The 18,226-nt window shown below is 65.8% G+C and carries 19 protein-coding genes, 1 tRNA gene and 2 pseudogenes; 10 read left to right on the forward strand and 12 right to left on the reverse strand.

The genetic code is table 11. The features are described from left to right. The 3 genes and pseudogenes from ACLMAL_RS26820 to ACLMAL_RS26830 all read left to right on the forward strand — a co-directional run. A pseudogene (locus ACLMAL_RS26820) lies at positions 1-407 on the forward strand (DNA-directed RNA polymerase subunit beta); the annotation flags it as partial. A gap of 105 nt (positions 408-512) precedes the next feature. Next, the gene (locus ACLMAL_RS26825) at positions 513-4,466 is read left to right on the forward strand and encodes a DNA-directed RNA polymerase subunit beta' (protein WP_406233561.1); all 3,954 of its coding nucleotides are present in this window, start codon (positions 513-515) and stop codon (positions 4,464-4,466) included. A gap of 252 nt (positions 4,467-4,718) precedes the next feature. Continuing rightward, positions 4,719-5,189 carry a PaaI family thioesterase gene (locus tag ACLMAL_RS26830; protein WP_412001616.1) on the forward strand — a complete coding sequence of 157 codons (471 nt, stop codon included), beginning with the start codon at positions 4,719-4,721 and terminating at the stop codon, positions 5,187-5,189. A gap of 89 nt (positions 5,190-5,278) precedes the next feature. Here the strand turns inward: ACLMAL_RS26830 and ACLMAL_RS26835 are convergent, their stop codons facing one another. Then, a complete protein-coding gene (locus tag ACLMAL_RS26835; protein ID WP_412001617.1) occupies positions 5,279-6,289 on the reverse strand; it encodes an aldo/keto reductase in 1,011 nt (336 codons plus the stop codon). A gap of 101 nt (positions 6,290-6,390) precedes the next feature. Here ACLMAL_RS26835 and ACLMAL_RS26840 point away from each other — a divergent pair, with 101 nt between their 5' ends. Continuing rightward, positions 6,391-7,245 (forward strand): helix-turn-helix transcriptional regulator, encoded by an 855-nt coding sequence (locus ACLMAL_RS26840; protein WP_412001618.1) that lies wholly within the window; start codon positions 6,391-6,393, stop codon positions 7,243-7,245. 44 nt (positions 7,246-7,289) lie between these two features. On the opposite strand, the gene ACLMAL_RS26845 is transcribed toward ACLMAL_RS26840, so the two are convergent. Next, positions 7,290-7,409 (reverse strand) — tRNA-OTHER (locus ACLMAL_RS26845). Positions 7,410-7,642: 233 nt separating this feature from the next. Between ACLMAL_RS26845 and ACLMAL_RS26850 the strand changes: the two genes are divergently transcribed. Beyond that, entirely contained in the window at positions 7,643-7,975 is a 333-nt protein-coding gene (locus tag ACLMAL_RS26850) for an ArsR/SmtB family transcription factor (protein ID WP_412001619.1), read from the forward strand. Beyond that, complete coding sequence (locus ACLMAL_RS26855) at positions 7,972-8,454, forward strand: SRPBCC family protein (protein WP_412001620.1); 483 nt, start codon at positions 7,972-7,974, stop codon at positions 8,452-8,454. The genes ACLMAL_RS26850 and ACLMAL_RS26855 overlap by 4 nt, the downstream gene beginning before the upstream one ends. Positions 8,455-8,536: 82 nt before the next feature. Here the strand turns inward: ACLMAL_RS26855 and ACLMAL_RS26860 are convergent, their stop codons facing one another. The 6 genes and pseudogenes from ACLMAL_RS26860 to ACLMAL_RS26885 form a co-directional block, all read right to left on the reverse strand. Beyond that, positions 8,537-9,526: a pirin family protein gene (locus tag ACLMAL_RS26860; RefSeq protein ID WP_412001621.1), complete on the reverse strand. Its 990-nt coding sequence runs from the start codon at positions 9,524-9,526 to the stop codon at positions 8,537-8,539. Continuing rightward, positions 9,523-9,870 (reverse strand): GNAT family N-acetyltransferase, encoded by a 348-nt coding sequence (locus ACLMAL_RS26865; RefSeq protein ID WP_412001675.1) that lies wholly within the window; start codon positions 9,868-9,870, stop codon positions 9,523-9,525. The genes ACLMAL_RS26860 and ACLMAL_RS26865 overlap by 4 nt, the downstream gene beginning before the upstream one ends. Beyond that, positions 9,847-10,320, reverse strand: a pseudogene (locus ACLMAL_RS26870) (carboxymuconolactone decarboxylase family protein); the annotation flags it as partial. The pseudogene ACLMAL_RS26870 and the gene ACLMAL_RS26865, both read right to left, overlap by 24 nt. An 80-nt stretch (positions 10,321-10,400) precedes the next feature. After that, the gene (locus ACLMAL_RS26875; RefSeq protein WP_412001622.1) at positions 10,401-10,694 is read right to left on the reverse strand and encodes a putative quinol monooxygenase; all 294 of its coding nucleotides are present in this window, start codon (positions 10,692-10,694) and stop codon (positions 10,401-10,403) included. A gap of 43 nt (positions 10,695-10,737) precedes the next feature. Then, positions 10,738-11,196 (reverse strand): MerR family transcriptional regulator, encoded by a 459-nt coding sequence (locus ACLMAL_RS26880; protein ID WP_412001623.1) that lies wholly within the window; start codon positions 11,194-11,196, stop codon positions 10,738-10,740. 120 nt (positions 11,197-11,316) lie between these two features. Continuing rightward, positions 11,317-11,685, reverse strand: coding sequence for a VOC family protein (locus ACLMAL_RS26885; protein ID WP_328406546.1), 369 nt, complete (start codon positions 11,683-11,685; stop codon positions 11,317-11,319). A gap of 59 nt (positions 11,686-11,744) precedes the next feature. Here ACLMAL_RS26885 and ACLMAL_RS26890 point away from each other — a divergent pair, with 59 nt between their 5' ends. Continuing rightward, on the forward strand, positions 11,745-11,948 hold the full coding sequence (locus ACLMAL_RS26890) for a hypothetical protein (RefSeq protein WP_412001624.1): 204 nt from the start codon (positions 11,745-11,747) through the stop codon (positions 11,946-11,948). Positions 11,949-12,019: 71 nt separating this feature from the next. On the opposite strand, the gene ACLMAL_RS26895 is transcribed toward ACLMAL_RS26890, so the two are convergent. Further along, positions 12,020-12,511, reverse strand: coding sequence for a SixA phosphatase family protein (locus ACLMAL_RS26895; protein WP_412001625.1), 492 nt, complete (start codon positions 12,509-12,511; stop codon positions 12,020-12,022). Positions 12,512-12,690: 179 nt separating this feature from the next. On the opposite strand from ACLMAL_RS26895, the gene ACLMAL_RS26900 reads away from it, so the two are divergent. Further along, complete coding sequence (locus tag ACLMAL_RS26900) at positions 12,691-14,361, forward strand: FAD-dependent oxidoreductase (protein ID WP_412001626.1); 1,671 nt, start codon at positions 12,691-12,693, stop codon at positions 14,359-14,361. A gap of 80 nt (positions 14,362-14,441) precedes the next feature. Here ACLMAL_RS26900 and ACLMAL_RS26905 read toward each other — a convergent pair whose 3' ends face one another. Continuing rightward, positions 14,442-15,215 (reverse strand): acyl-[acyl-carrier-protein] thioesterase, encoded by a 774-nt coding sequence (locus tag ACLMAL_RS26905; RefSeq protein WP_328406542.1) that lies wholly within the window; start codon positions 15,213-15,215, stop codon positions 14,442-14,444. Between the two features lie 140 nt (positions 15,216-15,355). On the opposite strand from ACLMAL_RS26905, the gene ACLMAL_RS26910 reads away from it, so the two are divergent. Then, a complete protein-coding gene (locus tag ACLMAL_RS26910; RefSeq protein ID WP_412001627.1) occupies positions 15,356-15,571 on the forward strand; it encodes a DNA-binding protein in 216 nt (71 codons plus the stop codon). Here ACLMAL_RS26910 and ACLMAL_RS26915 read toward each other — a convergent pair. Continuing rightward, complete coding sequence (locus ACLMAL_RS26915) at positions 15,565-16,716, reverse strand: transglycosylase SLT domain-containing protein (RefSeq protein WP_412001628.1); 1,152 nt, start codon at positions 16,714-16,716, stop codon at positions 15,565-15,567. The genes ACLMAL_RS26910 and ACLMAL_RS26915 overlap by 7 nt on opposite strands. Then, positions 16,713-17,009 (reverse strand): type VII secretion target, encoded by a 297-nt coding sequence (locus tag ACLMAL_RS26920; RefSeq protein WP_412001629.1) that lies wholly within the window; start codon positions 17,007-17,009, stop codon positions 16,713-16,715. Before ACLMAL_RS26920 ends, ACLMAL_RS26915 begins: the two co-directional genes overlap by 4 nt. Positions 17,010-17,170: 161 nt before the next feature. On the opposite strand from ACLMAL_RS26920, the gene ACLMAL_RS26925 reads away from it, so the two are divergent. Continuing rightward, positions 17,171-18,145: an NADPH:quinone oxidoreductase family protein gene (locus ACLMAL_RS26925; protein ID WP_412001630.1), complete on the forward strand. Its 975-nt coding sequence runs from the start codon at positions 17,171-17,173 to the stop codon at positions 18,143-18,145. Positions 18,146-18,226: the final 81 nt, after the last annotated feature.

The raw sequence follows: 18,226 nt of genomic DNA on the forward strand, positions 1-18,226 counted from the left end.
CGACCGGCCCGTACTCGATGATCACCCAGCAGCCGCTGGGTGGTAAGGCGCAGTTCGGTGGCCAGCGCTTCGGCGAAATGGAGTGCTGGGCCATGCAGGCCTATGGCGCGGCCTACACGCTGCAGGAGCTGCTCACCATCAAGTCCGATGACGTCGTCGGCCGCGTGAAGGTCTACGAGGCGATCGTCAAGGGCGAGAACATTCCGGAGCCGGGCATCCCGGAGTCGTTCAAGGTGCTCCTCAAGGAACTCCAGTCCCTATGCCTCAACGTCGAGGTGCTGTCTTCCGACGGCGCCGCGATCGAGATGCGCGACGGCGACGACGAGGACCTGGAGCGCGCGGCGGCGAACCTGGGCATCAACCTGTCCAGGAACGAAGCAGCCACCGTCGACGACCTGGCGAACTAGGCGGTCGGCCGGATGCCGTTCACTTCGAACGGCATTCGGCCCCGCGTTCCACCAACTAGTGAACTTTTTGCTCGAATTCGACCCGAATAGGGGAAAGGAAGTTACGTGCTAGACGTCAACTTCTTCGATGAACTCCGGATCGGCCTGGCCACCGCCGAAGACATTCGGCAGTGGTCCTTCGGCGAAGTGAAAAAGCCGGAGACCATCAACTACCGCACGCTCAAGCCGGAGAAGGACGGGCTCTTCTGCGAGAAGATCTTCGGTCCGACCCGGGACTGGGAGTGCTACTGCGGCAAGTACAAGCGCGTCCGCTTCAAGGGCATCATCTGTGAGCGCTGTGGCGTCGAGGTGACTCGCGCCAAGGTGCGTCGTGAGCGGATGGGCCACATCGAGCTGGCCGCTCCCGTCACCCACATCTGGTACTTCAAGGGCGTGCCTTCGCGTCTGGGCTACCTGCTCGACCTGGCGCCGAAGGATCTGGAAAAGATCATCTACTTCGCCGCCTACGTGATCGTCGGCGTCGACGACGAGCTGCGCCACAACGAGCTCTCCACTCTCGAAGCCGAGATGGAGGTCGAGAAGAAGGCGGTCGCCGACCAGCGCGACGCCGACCTGGAGGCCCGCGCCCAGAAGCTCGAGGCCGACCTGGCCGAGCTCGAGGCCGAGGGCGCCAAGTCCGACGTCCGCCGCAAGGTCAAGGACGGCGGCGAGCGCGAGATGCGTCAGCTCCGCGATCGGGCCCAGCGTGAGCTGGATCGGCTCGAGGAGATCTGGACCACCTTCACCAAGCTGTCGGTGAAGCAGCTCATCGTTGATGAGGTGCTCTACCGCGAGCTGGTCGACCGCTACGGCGAGTACTTCACCGGCGCCATGGGTGCGGAGTCCATCCAGAAGCTGATGGAGAACTTCGACATCAACGCCGAGGCCGAAAGCCTGCGGGAGACCATCCGCAGCGGCAAGGGCCAGAAGAAGTTGCGCGCGCTCAAGCGCCTCAAGGTCGTCGCGGCGTTCCAGACCAACGGCAACTCGCCGATGGGCATGGTGCTCGACGCTGTCCCGGTGATCCCGCCGGAGCTGCGTCCGATGGTTCAGCTCGACGGTGGCCGTTTCGCCACCTCCGACCTGAACGACCTGTACCGCCGCGTGATCAACCGCAACAACCGCCTCAAGCGACTGATCGACCTCGGCGCGCCCGAGATCATCGTCAACAACGAGAAGCGGATGCTGCAGGAGTCCGTCGACGCGCTGTTCGACAACGGCCGTCGTGGCCGTCCGGTCACCGGACCGGGTAACCGCCCGCTGAAGTCCCTGAGCGATCTGCTCAAGGGCAAGCAGGGGCGTTTCCGTCAGAACCTGCTCGGCAAGCGCGTCGACTACTCGGGCCGTTCGGTCATCGTCGTCGGTCCGCAGCTGAAGCTGCATCAGTGTGGTCTGCCCAAGCTGATGGCGCTCGAGCTGTTCAAGCCGTTCGTGATGAAGCGTCTGGTCGACCTGAACCACGCGCAGAACATCAAGTCCGCCAAGCGGATGGTCGAGCGTCAGCGTCCCCAGGTGTGGGATGTCCTCGAAGAGGTCATCGCCGAGCACCCGGTCCTGCTGAACCGTGCGCCCACCCTGCACCGCCTCGGCATCCAGGCCTTCGAGCCGCAGCTCGTCGAGGGTAAGGCGATCCAGCTGCACCCGCTCGTCTGTGAAGCGTTCAACGCCGACTTCGACGGTGACCAGATGGCCGTGCACCTTCCGCTGTCCGCGGAGGCGCAGGCCGAGGCCCGCATCCTGATGCTGTCCTCGAACAACATCCTCTCGCCCGCCTCGGGTCGTCCACTGGCCATGCCGCGTCTGGACATGGTGACCGGCCTGTACTACCTGACTCGCCTCGTCGAGGGCGCGAAGGGTTCCTACCAGCCGGCCTCCAAGGACGCTTCCGAGCAGGGCGTGTACTCCTCGCCTGCCGAGGCGCAGATGGCGGTCGACCGTGATGAGCTGACCGTGCGTTCGCTGATCAAGGTGCGGCTCACCGAGCAGCGCCCGCCGAAGGACATCGAAGCGGAGCTGTTCCCGGAGGGCTGGAACCGCGGTGACGCGTGGCTCGCGGAGACCACGCTGGGCCGGGTGCTGTTCAACGAGTTGCTGCCCGCGGACTACGCGTTCATCAACGAGCAGATGCCCAAGAAGCGTCAGGCGACGATCATCAACGATCTGGCCGAGCGCTACCCGATGATCGTGGTCGCGCAGACCGTCGACAAGCTCAAGGACGCGGGCTTCCACTGGGCCACGCGTTCGGGTGTGACGGTCTCGATGTCCGACGTGCTGGTGCCGCCGGAGAAGGCCGAGATCATGGAGCGCTACGAGGCGCTCGCCGATCAGATCGAGAAGAAGTACCAGCGTGGCGCGCTCGATCACACCGAGCGCAACAGCGCCCTGGTCAAGATCTGGCAGGAAGCGACCGAAGAGGTCGGTACGGCGCTGCGTGCGCACTACCCGCCGGACAACCCGATCATCACGATCGTCGAGTCGGGCGCGACCGGTAACTTCACCCAGACTCGTACCCTCGCCGGTATGAAGGGCCTGGTTACCAACCCGAAGGGTGAGTTCATCCCGCGGCCGATCAAGTCCTCCTTCCGTGAGGGCCTGACGGTTCTGGAGTACTTCATCAACACCCACGGTGCGCGTAAGGGTCTGGCCGACACCGCGCTGCGCACCGCCGACTCGGGTTACCTGACCCGTCGTCTGGTGGACGTCTCGCAGGACGTCATCGTGCGTGAGCACGACTGTGGCACCGAGCGCGGCATCATCGTGACGATCGCCGAGAAGCAGGCGGACGGCTCGCTGATCCGGGACGCGCACGTGGAGACCTCCGCGTATGCGCGCACCCTGGCATCGGACGCGGTGGACGCCAAGGGCAACCTCGTCATCGCCAAGGGCGCCGACCTGGGCGACCCGGCCATCGAGGCGCTGCTGGAGGCCGGCATCACCGAGGTGAAGGTCCGCTCCGTGCTGACCTGCACCACCGGCACCGGCGTGTGTGCGACCTGCTACGGCCGCTCGATGGCGACCGGCAAGCTGGTCGACATCGGTGAGGCCGTCGGTATCGTCGCCGCGCAGTCCATCGGTGAGCCCGGTACCCAGCTGACCATGCGTACCTTCCACCAGGGTGGTGTCGCAGGCGAGGACATCACCGGTGGTCTGCCGCGTGTCCAGGAGCTGTTCGAGGCCCGCGTGCCCAAGGGCAAGGCTCCGATCGCCGAGGTCTCCGGCCGCGTGCGGATGGAAGACGACGATCGCTTCTACAAGATCACCATCATCCCGGATGACGGTGGCGAAGAGGTTGTCTACGACAAGCTCTCGAAGCGTCAGCGTCTGCGTGTCTTCAAGCACGACGACGGCACCGAGCGTCTGCTCTCCGACGGTGACCACGTCGAGGTCGGCCAGCAGCTGCTGGAAGGCGCGGCGGATCCGCACGAGGTGCTGCGCGTGATGGGCCCCCGTCAGGTGCAGATCCACCTGGTCCACGAGGTCCAGGAGGTCTACCGCTCGCAGGGTGTGTCGATCCACGACAAGCACATCGAGGTCATCGTGCGCCAGATGCTGCGTCGCGTGACGATCATCGATTCCGGTGCCACGGAGTTCCTGCCCGGCTCGCTCACCGAGCGTTCCGAGTTCGAGGCCTCCAACCGTCGCGTCGTCGCCGAGGGCAATGAGCCCGCGGCCGGTCGCCCGGTGCTGATGGGTATCACGAAGGCGTCGCTCGCGACCGATTCGTGGCTGTCGGCGGCATCCTTCCAGGAGACCACTCGAGTCCTGACCGACGCGGCCATCAACTGCCGCTCGGACAAGCTCATCGGCCTCAAGGAAAACGTGATCATCGGCAAGCTGATCCCGGCCGGTACCGGTATCAACCGCTACCGCAACATCACGGTGCAGCCGACCGAAGAAGCCCGTGCCGCGGCGTACGCGGTGCCGTCCTACGACGACACCTACTACAGCCCGGACAGCTTCGGCGCCACCACCGGTGCCGCGGTCCCGCTGGACGATTACGGTTTCAGCGACTACCGGTAATTCGGTAGCCTGCAACAACATTCGGCCCCCGCTCCTGCTGGAGCGGGGGCCGATGTGCGTTCGGGCCGGCCGGCGTCAGCCCAGGAACGGTTGGGTTCGCCCTTCGATGTGATGTCGCAGGCGGAGTCGGACAGTGTCATGAACCGGTGCGCTATCGAGCTTGCTCAGGTGGTCTCCCAAGCATGGACAACCGCGAAGGCCCCGGGGTATGAAAGTGGAACACGTTTCAGTTTGAGGCTGGTGGGAGATTCGATGGACAGCGCAACCATGGGCGAGCTGGTGATGGCCGGGTTTCAGAAGCTGGGTTTCATCCAGTACGCCGGCATCGAAGGGGTGGAGTTCGGTCCTGGCCGCAATGTTGTGTCGATTGCGCCGCATTCGGAGCACTTCAACCACAACGGTGATCTGCATGCCGCGGTGTTGTTCGGGCTGGCGGAGACGGCGGCGATGGGGGCGTCCATCTCCGGCATCGTCGATCTGATGGGGGAAACATTCATCGTCGCCAGGGACGGGCGGATCGAATATCTGGCGCGCGCGAAAGGCGCGGCGGGGCCGTTTCTGGCGACCTCCGAGGTATCGGCCGACACCCTCGCGAAGGTCCGAGCGGACATCGCGGCCCGCGTCGCGATCGAACTGGAGGTTCCGGTGAGCATTGCCGACGGCACGGGAAAGGTCGTCGCCACAGCGGCATTCACCGCTGTTATTCGCCCCAAGCGGCAATAGAACCGGCTCGTGCGAGCCATCGGGAGGGTGCGTCACCAGCGGTGCGCGCATCCTCCCGATGTCGCACTCAGCGCTTCGTGTCGAGCACCTCAGCGCTCGCTGTCCAGTAGCGCCATCTGTGCTGTGGCGTAGCGGTCGCCCGCGATCTGATCGGCTGGCACCGCCGCCTCGATGACGGCCAGCTCTTCGGCGCTGAGCTGCACATCCAGTGCGCCCAGGGTTTCGGTCCACCGCTCACGGCGGCGAGCACCGATCACCGGGACGATGTCCTCGCCTCGGGTCAACACCCACGCGATGGCCAGTTGCGCCACCGAAACACCCTGTTGCGCGGCGATTTTCGCCAGCGCATCGACCAGGTTCAGGTTCTGGGTGAAGTTCTCGCCCTGGAAGCGCGGGCTGTGGGCGCGGAAGTCGTTGGCGGCGAAGGTCGTTTCCCGGCGTACGCTGTCGCTGAGCAGGCCACGGGACAGCACGCCATAGGCGGTGATGCCGATGCCGAGCTCGCGAGCAACGGGCAGGATTTCGGCCTCGATGCCGCGGGAGATCAGCGAATACTCGATCTGCAGATCCGCGATCGGATGCACGGCGGCGGCCCGGCGGATGGTGTCCGCACCGACCTCGGACAGTCCGATGTGGCGGACATAGCCGGCCTCGATGAGTTCGGCGATCGCGCCGATGGTGTCCTCGATCGGGACGTTCGGGTCGAGGCGGGCGGGGCGGTAGATGTCGACGTAGTCGACGCCGAGGCGTTGCAGGCTGTAGCCGAGGGAGTTGCGCACCGCGGCCGGGCGGCTGTCGAAGCCGTCCCAGGTGCCACCGGGACCGCGCATCGCGCCGAACTTCACGCTGAGCATCACGTCCTCGCGGGGACGCTCGGCGATGGCCTTGCCGATCAGCATCTCGTTGTGGCCTGCGCCGTAGAAGTCGCCGGTGTCGATGAGGTTGGCGCCGGAGTCGAGTGCGGCATGGATGGTCGCGGTCGACTCGGCGTCGTCGGCGGCGCCATACATGCCGGACATGCCCATTGCGCCGAGACCGATACGGCTGACGGTCGGTCCGGTGCTGCCGAGCTGCGTGGTGGAGATCTTCGATGTCGTCATGGGACAAAGCCTGATGTACATCCAAGGATGGCGGCAGAGATCGCTTATCGGGGGAGCGGCGATCCCTGGCTCGCGGTATCGGGTTCGGGCACAGTGGAGACATGGACCGATCCGAATTGGCCGATTTCCTGCGTCGCCGCCGCGAGCAATTGACGCCGGCCGACGTCGGCCTGCCGCCGGGCGTCCGGCGTCGCACCCCCGGGCTGCGCCGCGACGAGGTGGCGTTGCTGGCGGGCATGTCCACCGACTACTACACCCGGCTCGAGCAGTCGCGAGGTCCGCGACCCTCGACCCAGGTGCTGGCGTCGCTGGCGCGAGCATTGCGGTTCAGCAGCGACGAGCGCGATCACCTCTACCACCTCTGCGACCACGCGGCCCCCGGCGGCGACTTGGGCGACAAGCACGTCGGCCCCGGCCTGCTGCACGTGCTGGCCAAGCTCGACGACACCGCGGCCGCGGTGGTCACCGACCTCGGCGAGGTGCTCGTGCAGAATCGGATGCACATGTTGCTCGTCGGTGACCACGGAAATCGACGTGGCATGGAGCGGTACTACTCGTGGCGCTGGTTCACCGAGCCGCGGTCCAGGTCGATCTTCCCGGAGGAAGACTGGGATCGGTTGGGCCGCAGCCACGTTGCCGACCTGCGAGCTACCGCGGCGCGTCGCTCCGGCGATGCCGACGTCACCGAGTACGTGCGCAAACTGCGTGCCGCGAGTGCGGAATTCGAGCGGCTGTGGAACGAACACGAAGTGGCGGTGCGGGTTGCCGACACCAAGCGGATTCTGCATCCCCAGGTCGGCCTGATCGACACCGTCTGCGAACCCCTGCTGACGCCGAACTCGGCCCAACGGCTGCTCGTCTATTTGCCGCGCCCGGGCACGGATGCCGCCGACAAGCTGGACCTGTTGCGCGTCATCGGAACCCAGACCCTGGTGTCCGACGACATCCACCGATAGCCGTCGAGGTCAACAGCCGACAGGGTGAAATCCTGGGCGGATGCGGCGACCGGCGGGATTCGAACCCGCGGACGGATCGGAGCAGGACCGCTCGTCTCCATCACACCGGCAGCCGAGGTTCCTCCGGCTGCCGGTCTGCATTGGGCCGCTCTGCCACGGTCCGCATCCTGCGGGATCGCGCGATCCCGCTGACGACATCCTAGGAACGGACCACATCATTTGTAGAGCGATTTTTTGCGCGCCGGGTGTCCAGCCTCGCTATACGTGTGTGCTCCACAGGATCCGGCCACCGCTGGCCCGGGGGCGAGCGAGCTCAACGGGCATCAGGACCTGCTCTGCGGAATCTCCGGCGACAAGGCATTGACGGGATGAGTGCCGAGAGTTGCTACTGAACTAGATGGTTCAGTATGACTTCCTCGACGAATCGTTCGGGGCGCTCGCGGATCCCACCAGGCGCGGGATTCTGCAGCACCTCGGGCAGGGGCCCGCATCGGTCAGTGAACTGGCGGAGCGCTTCGAGATGACCCTCACCGGCATCAAGAAGCACATCCACCTGCTGGAGGGCGCGGGCATGGTTGTCACGGAGAAGCGCGGACGGGTCAGATATTGCCGGCTCGGCGCGAATGTCTTCGATCGCGAGCTGGCGTGGATGCAGGAACATCGGCGCATGGTGGAAGCCCGGATGGACCGTCTCGGTGAATTCCTCGAGCGAACGGAGCACGACCAATGAGCACAGGCACCACAACCGACGCAACGATTACCACCCCCGTGGAACGCGAGATCCACATCGAACGGACCTTCGACGCGCCACTCGAGCGGGTGTGGAACGCCTACAGCCGGATCGAGCAGCTGGTCCAGTGGTGGGGCGGCGGCGACCGCTTCGACGTGGAGCGCTGGGAATTCCGCAAGGGCGGCCACTACCGCTTCGTCCAGCATTCCGACGGCGAAGTACACGGCTTCGAGGGCCGATTCCGTGAGATCACGCCGATGGAGCGGATCGTGCAGTCCTTCGAATGGGACGGCATGCCCGCCCATATCGCTATCGACAGCGCCACTTTCGTCGATCTCGGCGACGTCAGAACAAAGGTGGTGACCGTCAGCCAGTATCACACCCCGCAGGAGCGCGACGGAATGCTGCAGTCCGGCATGGAGACCGGGCTCAACGCGAGCTATCGGGCGTTGGACGCGCTGCTCACCAAGGGTGCGTGAGCCATCCGAAAGATATTTCTGCACCGAGCAATCCGGCCCTGCGTCATCGATCGAGGCAGGGCCGGACTGTCGAACGGCGAAATCAGGTGCGAGCAGGTCCGATTCGACGCTTGCGCGGCTTCAGATACAGTCCGGGCAGGGGTGGCGCCGGGATCCGCTGCTCGGGCGGGTGGCCCGCGATATCGGCGAACCGTTCGATATTCCGGTTCTCCCAGTCATTTCGGGCGGTGACGATGTCCTCGTGGCTGCGGCCGACGAAGTTCCACCACATCACCAGATCCTCACCGAACGGCTCGCCGCCGATCAGCGCGAAGTGTGCGCCGTTCGCGCTGCTGAGCGGCAGTTCGGTGCGCTCGGTGCCCAGGTACAGCAGCGGGCCCGCACCGACCTCGGCGCCCGCTACGGTGACCGCGCCCTCGATCACCAGCACCGCGTATTCGAAGCCGGGTTCGAGCGGAAGGGTGGTCTCGGTGCCCGGCTCGATCCGCACGTCCGCGCCGACGAGGGGCGTGTAGGCGATCGCCGGTGAGGTGTGACCGCCGAGTGAGCCCATCAGCACAATCGCACGCACGCCGGGCGTCGCGTACACCGGTAGTTCGCGATGCTGCTCGAAGTGCGGTTCGATCGCGGCTCGGTCACCAGGCAAGGCGATCCACAATTGCAGCCCGTGCCCCGAGTGCGCGCCCGTGACCTTGTATTCGGAATGCGCGATGCCACGTCCCGAGGTCATGAGGTTCAGCTGGCCCGGCTCGATCTCCACATCGGACCCGACCGAGTCGCGATGCCGGATCCGGCCGTCGAACGGCCAGGTCACCGTTTGCAGGCCGATGTGCGGGTGCGGGTCGATATCGGGGGAAGCCCCCGTCTTGGTGACGGTCGGCGACCCGAAATGATCGAGGAAACACCATGCCCCGACGGTCGGCAGATCACGTTGCGGCAGTACGCGTTCGACGAAAACGCCGCGCACACCGCCGAGCGGCACCTCACGTGCGGGGAAGAACTCGGTCACCGGACCCGGCCACGGACCCGCCTCGCACAGCGCTTCCTCGGGGTGCGGATCCAGATCGCTCACCGTGTGATGCCCTTGCCGACCACGTGTTCGTCGTACTGCGGGTGCTTCTCGAGGTAGGCCTTGATGAACGGGCACAGCGGCCGGATCACCCGGCCACGCGCGATGACGTCCTCGATGGCCTGCCCAGCGAGAATGCTGCCGAGACCCTTGCCGGAGAAAGCGCCATCGATCTCGGTGTGGATGAACACCGTCTCGTCGTCGCGCTCCTCGTACTCACTGAAACCGGCGAGTTCGCCGCCGTAGAAGACCTCGTAGCGGTCCTTCTCGTCATTGCGGACGACCTTGCTCTCCGGAGCCGATTCGGTCATGTTCGCCCTCTCCTTCCGCGTGCGCACCGGATGCATGCTCATGATCGACACCCGGTTGAACGCGCCGATCGTCGTCGCGACCCAGATGACGGTGGAAACCTGATCATCCGACAAATGCTTCCGCGCGAAAGCGTACTCACGCTCCATCGTCGGCTGATCCGGCAATGTGGTGGTGAGCTCGGCGAGGGCGAGGGTGGCGCATTCGAGCGGGGTGAACAGCTCGGTGCGGCGCCAGGCCGGCAGTACGGCGAGTTCGCGCTCGGTGGCGCCTGCGGCGATAGCGGCACGATGGTGCACGTCCAGGCAGAAGGCGCAGCCGTTGATCTGCGAAACGCGAACGTTGATCAGTTCGATGAGCCTGCGATCGAGCCCCGCTGCGGCGCCCGCGGCACGGACCGCGCTCGCGACGGTGTTGAGTGCGCGAAACGCATCGGGTGTTTGCTTGTCGATCCAGACGTGGTCGTCGTCGTGGCCTCGGGACTCCATGAGCCCGGATAGTAGAGCAGCAGCACGGCGACCTGGTCGGACTGTGCTCCAGATCGCCCGCGCTGCCCTGGTATTCGAGCTCAGGAGATCTCGCTGAACCGCCGAATCTGGAACGGCTCGGCCAGGATCTCCGCGAGCGCTGCCGCGCCCTGCTTCAGGTGCGGTGTCGCGAAATGCTCTGCAAGGGCCGCTGCGTCGACCCACTCCTCGAGCAGCACCATCCGGCTCGGATCGGTCGGGTGCAGGTAGAGCTCGTAGCGTAGGCAGCCTGCCTCGGCGACCGTCGGTGCGACAAGGGCCTCCAGCGTCTCGCGCAGGTCGCCCTCCCGTCCCGGCTTCGCGTGGAATCGGACATTGAGCGTCAGCGTGGACACAGATGATCTCCTGCTCTCGTGTGCGGGTCGATGGTCGCGGAGGTCACGCCTCGAGGCCCGCGCTGTGGTGTGCGGTAAGAATTGCCGGTCGGATCGCCGAGGCTTTGCCCTCGTACACGTCGATCTTGTAGTCCAGCACGGCCACGGTCTGGCGCAGTTCATCGATCTTGGCGAGTACCTCGGCGCGAGTATTGCGGAACATCTCGAGCCGTTGCGGGAACGTGGAATCGCCTGCCCGGACCAGTTCGGCGTAGCGGACCATATCGGCCACCGACATGCCGGTCGTGCGAAGCCTGCCGATCAGCGCGAGCCACTCCAGATCGCGGTCGCTGAACCGCCGCTTCCCGGTGTGATCGCGCCCGATGTAGTCCATCAGTCCGATCCGCTCGTACCAGCGCAAGGTGTCCCGGCTCAGGCCCGAGCGTTCGGCAGCATCGCCGATCGAGTACCTCGGGCGCTCCCTGTCGGCACTGACAACACTCTGACTTGCAGTTTCACTCACTGCACTCGCCCTTCCCGTGGAACACCGACGACGCTACTCGCCTGGAGCGCACTCCAAGCAAGGCTATTCTTCCGGCAAATCGGAACGCCGTCGAACGGGCGGTGCGCCGAGGCGGACGGGTCAGTCGCGCTTCGGCAGTTCCTGGACGGCCCACTTATTGCCGTCGGGATCGGCGAAGAACGTGAACAGGCCCCAGCCCATGTCCTTGACCGGTGACGCCTCCACGCCGGCCGCGACCAGCTGCTGGTAGGCCGCTTCGGCGCTGGCGACGACGACCTGCATGCCCTCGACGCTGCCAGGCGCGGCCTCCGTGATGCCCCTGCCGATACAGATCGAACAGCCGGAACCGGGCGGGGTCAGCTGTACGAAACGGATGTCCTCGGTGGGGCTTTCATCGAAGTCGGCATTGAAGCCGATCTTGGTGTAGAAGTCCTTGGCCCGATCGACGTCGGTGACCGGAATGGCGACGAGCTCGATTTTCCAATCCATAGTCCCGAGCATCCCACCGAGGCCCGACAAAGTTCGGGTTTCGCGCCTACGCTGGGAGCATGCCAGGTAAGGACATCGATCGGGTCAAGGCACGTGCCGCCTGGGCCACGGTCAAGGAAAGCCCGGTGATCACCGCCATCGCGGTGGCGCCGTTCGTCGTCGCGTTCGGTCTCGTCTGGTGGCTGGTCGGCGGGTTCGCCGCCTTCGTGCTGCTTGTTGTGCTCGGCGTTGTCGTTGTCGTCGGCGGCAAGCTGCGGCACTGACATCGAGGCCGATGCCGCCGGGCGTCCGCAACGTGGCCGGGGAGTTGGTCAGCGTGGAACCGAGGAATTTCTCAGCGCGGAATGTGGAAGCGCACGAGCTCTCCGGTGCCCGGGTCGACGTCCGCCCACGGGCGGTCGAATTCGAGCACTGCGAGTGCCGAGGTGGGGAACTTCCTGCTGAGCTCGACCGCCTGCATCGAGTCGCGGTTGCCCGCCAGCTCCCATGCCGTCCACGGCATTCCGGGCGCGTGCCCGATCACCAGCAAGGTCGAGACGGCGTCGTCGCTGAGCTGGACCAGTTCGATGAGAGTCCGCGGCGAGGCCTCGTAGATGCCGGATTCATAGACGACCGGCGCGTCGATCCCGGCGGCGGCCAGCGTTTCCCGGGTGCGTGTCGCGGTCGAGCACCGCACGGCATCGATCGGCGGCTGAGTATCGCGCAACCATTGCCCCGCCAAGCCCGCTTCGCGCTCTCCGCGCGCCGCGAGCGGGCGTTCGTGGTCGGCGACACCGTCCGGATAGGCCGATTTGCCGTGCCGCATGAGGATCAGAGTCCGCACCATAGGGATACCGTAGGGCCTCCGGCCGAGAGGCGTGAACCACACTCGAGGCAAACTGAAAGCGGCGTCACAACGCGGTGCCCTGCGGGACACTCCCGCGGGTCCACTGTTGTAACGCTTCTGCCCATCTTCAACCCTTGGGTGGCCTACAGCCCACGCACATTTTCGAGGATCTGCACACTATGGCCTACGTAATCACGCAGCGTTGTTGCAACGACGCCAGCTGCGTCTCCGAGTGCCCGGTCGATTGCATTCGTCCCACACCGGATCAGCCGGAGTTCGCGACGACCGAGATGCTCTACATCGACCCTGACACCTGTATCGATTGCGGTGCCTGTGTCGACGCGTGCCCGGTGGAGGCCATCTTCTCCGAAGATGATCTGACTGCGTCGCTAGCCAGGTATCGCGATATCAATGCCGCGTACTTCCAACGGCACCCGCTCGAATCGAACTTCGATCCGATCGTGACGCCTGCGCGGCCGCCCAAGGACCTCGGCACCCTGCGGGTCGCGATCGTCGGCGCCGGACCCGCGGCCTGCTATGCGGCCGACGAGCTGCTGCGCCGCGCCGACGTGGAGGTCGAGATGTTCGACCGGCTGCCGACGCCGTGGGGTCTGGTGCGCGCGGGCGTCGCCCCCGACCATCCCGGCACCAAGACCGTCTCGGGTCTGTTCGAGTCCGCGTTCCGGCGGGAGACGTTGCAGTACTACCTCAATGTCGAGGTCGGCACGCACATCACGCACGAGGAACTGATGGCCCACCACCACGCCGTCATTTACGCCGTCGGCGCTGCCACCGACCGCCACATGGGCGTGCCGGGTGAGAACCTGCCGGGCAGCCACTCCGCGACCGAGTTCGTCGCCTGGTACAACGGACACCCCGATTACGCGGACCGCCAGTTCGATCTCTCCGGCGAGCGAGCGGTGATCGTCGGCAACGGCAATGTCGCCCTCGATGTCGCGCGTGTGCTGACCGTCGATCCGGACGAGCTCGCCAAGACCGACATCGCCGACTACGCCCTGGATGCGCTGCGCCGCAGCAATATTCGCGAAGTGGTCGTGCTCGGCCGGCGTGGCCCACTGCAAGCGGCGTACACCTCGTCGGAATTCCTGGCGCTGGCCCACCTGAAGGGTGTGGACATCGTCGTCGACGAGGCCGATCTTGCCCTCGACACGGGTAGCCAGGCATTGCTGGACGACCCGAAGGTCGAGCCGTCGCTGCAGCTCAAGTACACCCTGGCGAAGGAGTACGCCGCGGGTCGGCGCGATCCGGCCAACAAGCGGATCGTGTTCGGCTACCTGGGCTCGCCGACGGCGCTCACCGGCGCCGAGCACGTCGAGACGGTCGAATTCGTGCACAACGAATTGGTCGAAGAGGGCGGCCAATTGGTGGCCCGGGCGACCGAGCGCACCGACAGTGTGGAGGCCTCACTGGTGCTGCGGTCCATCGGCTACAAGGGCGAACCGATCAAGGACCTGCCCTTCGACGAGCGGCGCGCGGTGGTGCCCAACGAGCACGGACGAGTGCTCGGCGACGACGGCATCCCGATCCCGGGCGTGTACGTCAGCGGCTGGATCAAGCGCGGTCCGCGCGGCGTGATCGGCTCCAACCGGATCGACTCCGAGGAGACCGTCGAGCAGCTGATCGCCGACTTCACCACTGGCAAACTCGGTGTGCCGCAGGCCGATCGGGCCGCACTGAAGGCGCTGCTCGGCGAGCGCCAGGCCGACCTGGTCGACCGGCAGGGCTGGAAGGCGATCGATCTGGCGGAGAAGTCGGCGGGCAAGGCTTCCGGCCGCCCTCGGGTCAAGTTCACCAGCCGCGAGGATCTGATCAAGGCCGCACGCGGCTGAGGAAACAATGCCGGTCGGATTCGCCACGATCCGACCGGCGTTCTCGTCTTGCAACAGCGGCGCGGCGGCGGGGGAGAGCCTCAGGCGGGCAGCGGAATGATGCGGACCACCGTGGTGGTGGTGCCGCCGACGACGAACCACAGTCGCAGCACCGGATGACCGGACCGGTCACCCGGCTCATAGCGGCTGCGCACCGTCACATGCTGGCGCGCAAGTACCGGCGCCACGTACTCGATCACCGCGCGGTGCGGTGCGGCGACCAGCTTGGGATACTCGGCGAGGTACTGCTCCACCGCCTGCCAATAACAGGCGTTGTTGACGTGGTTGTACTGGTCGATGTCGGTGGCGCGCACCGGGAACGGCATGTCCGTGTCCGACTCCGCCGGTGTGGTGTCGGTGAGATACGGCCGCCAGCGCAGCCGATGCTCGGTGGTGGTCTGCGCCAGGTAGGCCAGGCCGTCATCGCTGATCCGCGCGGGCATGTTGTTCGACTCGCTGATATTGATCCAGAAGCCCTCGGTCTCGATCAACCCACCGTTCGAGCTGGTCACCCGCACCCGCATGTTCGTCCACCTGGTCGACATGCTCGAGCACCACCGCAGCAGCTGCACTTTGTCCGGCCAGAGAATCGGCCGGATCACATCGATCACGGTGCGTCGGACGATCCAGTTCGGATCGGTCCGGTTGAGGAAGGTCTGCTCCAGCTCTTCGCCCGCAATGTCCTGCAGATAGCGGGCAACCGCATCGAATCGCAAGCGGTTGTACGGATCTACATCGCCAGCCCGGATGGGCCACGCCGAAGCAAACCCCATGCCCTCCTGGGGAAGCGGGGCGAGTGGCTGTTCGAGTGACACTGGTGCTCCTCGCGCTGCACGTTGTGCCGCGTTCTCGTGCGTTGCTTGTTCTGAGATGACTTTACGGGTCGTACGTCACACCCTCTCGGCGAGTCGCCCGTACTCCCGCATATGACGTCTCATCAGGCAAAATAGGCGCTATGACGGACTCCGACCTCCCCGGGAAACTCGGCAGACCCGCCGAGCGAGCCCTCGCCGCAGCCGGAATTCAGCGTCTCTGCGACCTCACCTCGTGGACCGAACGCGAGGTGGCCGCGCTGCACGGTGTCGGGCCGACCGCCATCACCAAGCTCCGCGCCGCCCTCGCAGCGCACGATCTGACCTTCGGCCGACCAGGTGGCGCGGTAGGTCAGTAGCCCTGATATGCCCCGCCGCTATTGACGGCTGCCACACCGGGAACATTGGACAGCGAGCCGTACCGGTCGATCGCGTATCGCGTACCGGCGATGATGTTGTCGACCGGGTCGTAGATATCGTCGTGGCCGGGCGCTTTGTATGCGTTGAACGTGCTGTCGATCGTCTGCATCAACCCCTTCGAGGGGTGACCGGCCGCGGCATTGCTGTCCCAGTTGTTGACGATCTGCGGATTGCCGCCGGACTCGTGCTCGATGATCATCGCGAGCGCGCGCTCGTCGATCTGATCGGGGCTGTAGCCCATCGCGATCAGTTTCTCTTTGGCCTTCTTGATCCATTCGGCGACATCGCCGGACGGCATCGGCCCGGTCGGGGAGCCGGAACTGGTCGGGGACCCGGAACTCGGGCTGCCGGTAGACGGCGTTCCCGAGGACGAATGGGAGTTGCCGCTGCTGTTGTGATTGCCGCCGGTCGCATAGTTGGGCTTGTTCGAGGCGACGGGCGTCGCGGTATTCGTCGCGGCCGGTGTGGTCGGCGTCGGCGCGGGTGCGGTGCCGGATTTCGGTTCGCCGAGGCCGTCGTAGGCGGCCTGGAGATTCCCGACAGCCTGGGCGACCTGCGTTTTCGCCTGTTCCGCAACGCTTTCCGCCTGCTGCAGCGCGTTGGTGATATCGACCTGCCAGGTTGCCGCATCCCGCAGAATTCGCAAGGACTCGTCCACCCGCTGCTGGCCGTTCATCAGTGCGCAGACCTTGGCGATCCGGTCGTCGGCCGTGACGGTTCCATTGGGCTCGACCTTGAAACCGGGTATGGGTTCCACGCCGTCGGTGCCGGCACTCGGCGTGGTGGCGAGGTCGCGCAGCTGCAGCACCTTGGTCTTGGCGTTCTTCAGGTTGTCCACCTGCGAGGTGAACGCGGTATGCAGGCCCTGCAGCGCGGTGCTGACGGTGCCTGCGCGTGTCTGTTCGATATCCATCCGCGCATTCGCCGCGGTGGCGGCGGCGCCGGACCAGGTCAGCGCACGGGTCTTGTCGGAGCCGTCCTTGACCGCGGCGTCGAGCTTGGTCGCCATTCCGTCGGCGTGATTACCCGCGGTGGTCAGCTGGTCGGGCTCCCATTTCTCTACATCAGGAATGGTCAGCGTCATGACACCTGCAGTCCGATCGTGCGGAGTTTCGCAGCGAAGTCGTCTTCGGTCAGCTCGTACGCGCCCGCCGCATTGTGCATATTGCCCGCGACGGTCGTGAGACGTTCACCGATTCGCTGCAGGCAACGGTTGACCACATCGGTGGTCTGCTGCACAGTGCCGCCGAATTCGGTGCCCGGCAGTGCATTGCTCGCGACGCCGAAGCCCGCCCCCTCGTTGAACTTCTGAATGGCGCCCGCTTCGGTGCCGAGGTTCGTCGCGAACGATTTCAGCGTTTCCGGATTGACCTGCATTAGGAAATCCCCCTTCCCGCCCGACCATAAGTCGCGGCCAGCATAGCAAAATGCGTTCGTCCGGACAGGTGCACCGAAGCGGGCATCGGGTGCTGCGCATTATGTTGGTCACAGCGTCGCCGGCGAGTTCCGCGTCGGCGAGTGGACAGAGAGGTCGGCACATGCGCGCAGCCCAGGTCAGCAAGTTGGAGGGGCCCGAAGCGATCGAGATCGTGGAGATCCCGGAGCCTGCGGGATATCCGGGAGGCGTGGTCATCGATGTGCACGCGGCCGGGGTGGCTTTCCCCGATGTCCTGATGACGCGTGGGCTGTACCAGATGAAGCCGGAGTTGCCGTTCGTCGTCGGTGGCGAGGTGGCGGGCATCGTTCGTGAGGCGCCGCAGGACGCGCACGTCAAGGCCGGCGATCGGGTGGTGGCGCTGACGTTGCTCGGCAATGCCATGGCCGAAGTTGCTGTCGCGCCCGCGCAGATGGTGTTCCGCCTGCCCGACAACGTGTCGCTGGAGGCGGGGGCCGGCATCCTGTTCAACGACCTGACCGTGCATTTCTGCCTGCGTAACCGCGGCAGGCTCGCCGAAGGCGAGACCGTGCTCGTGCACGGTGCCGCGGGTGGTATCGGCACCTCGACGCTGCGCATGGCGGTCGCGCTCGGCGCCGGCCGGGTGATCGCGGTGGTCAGCACCGAGGAGAAGGCAGCGGTGGCCCGCGCCAACGGCGCCACCGATGTGGTGCTGACCGAGGGCTGGCTCGCCGCGGTCAAGGAACTGACCGGCGGCCGCGGTGTGGACATCGTGCTCGACCCGGTGGGTGGTGACCGTTTCACCGACAGCATCCGATCGCTGGCCTCGGCAGGCCGCCTGCTGGTTGTCGGCTTCACGGCCGGGGAAATCCCGACGGTCAAGGTGAATCGGCTGCTGCTCAAGAACGTCGAGGTGACCGGCGCAGCCTGGGGTGAATGGGTGATGACGCATCCTGGTTACCTGACCGAGCAGTGGGCCGAGGTCGAGCCGCTGCTCGCCTCCGGCAAGATCGCGCCGCCGGACCCGGTGCGCTACCCGCTCGAGCAGGCCGCCGCGGCGGTCGCGTCACTGGACAACCGCACCGCCACCGGCAAAGTCGTCGTCACGGTGCGCTGAGACTGTCGGTGCGGCGACGTACTCTGAGCGAATCGAGAAGCCGGCGCACCCGCCGCTCGACCACCACTCCTCGAGGAATCG

This window comes from Nocardia sp. CWNU-33, from assembly GCF_046764895.1.
Taxonomy (GTDB): Bacteria; Actinomycetota; Actinomycetes; order Mycobacteriales; family Mycobacteriaceae; genus Nocardia.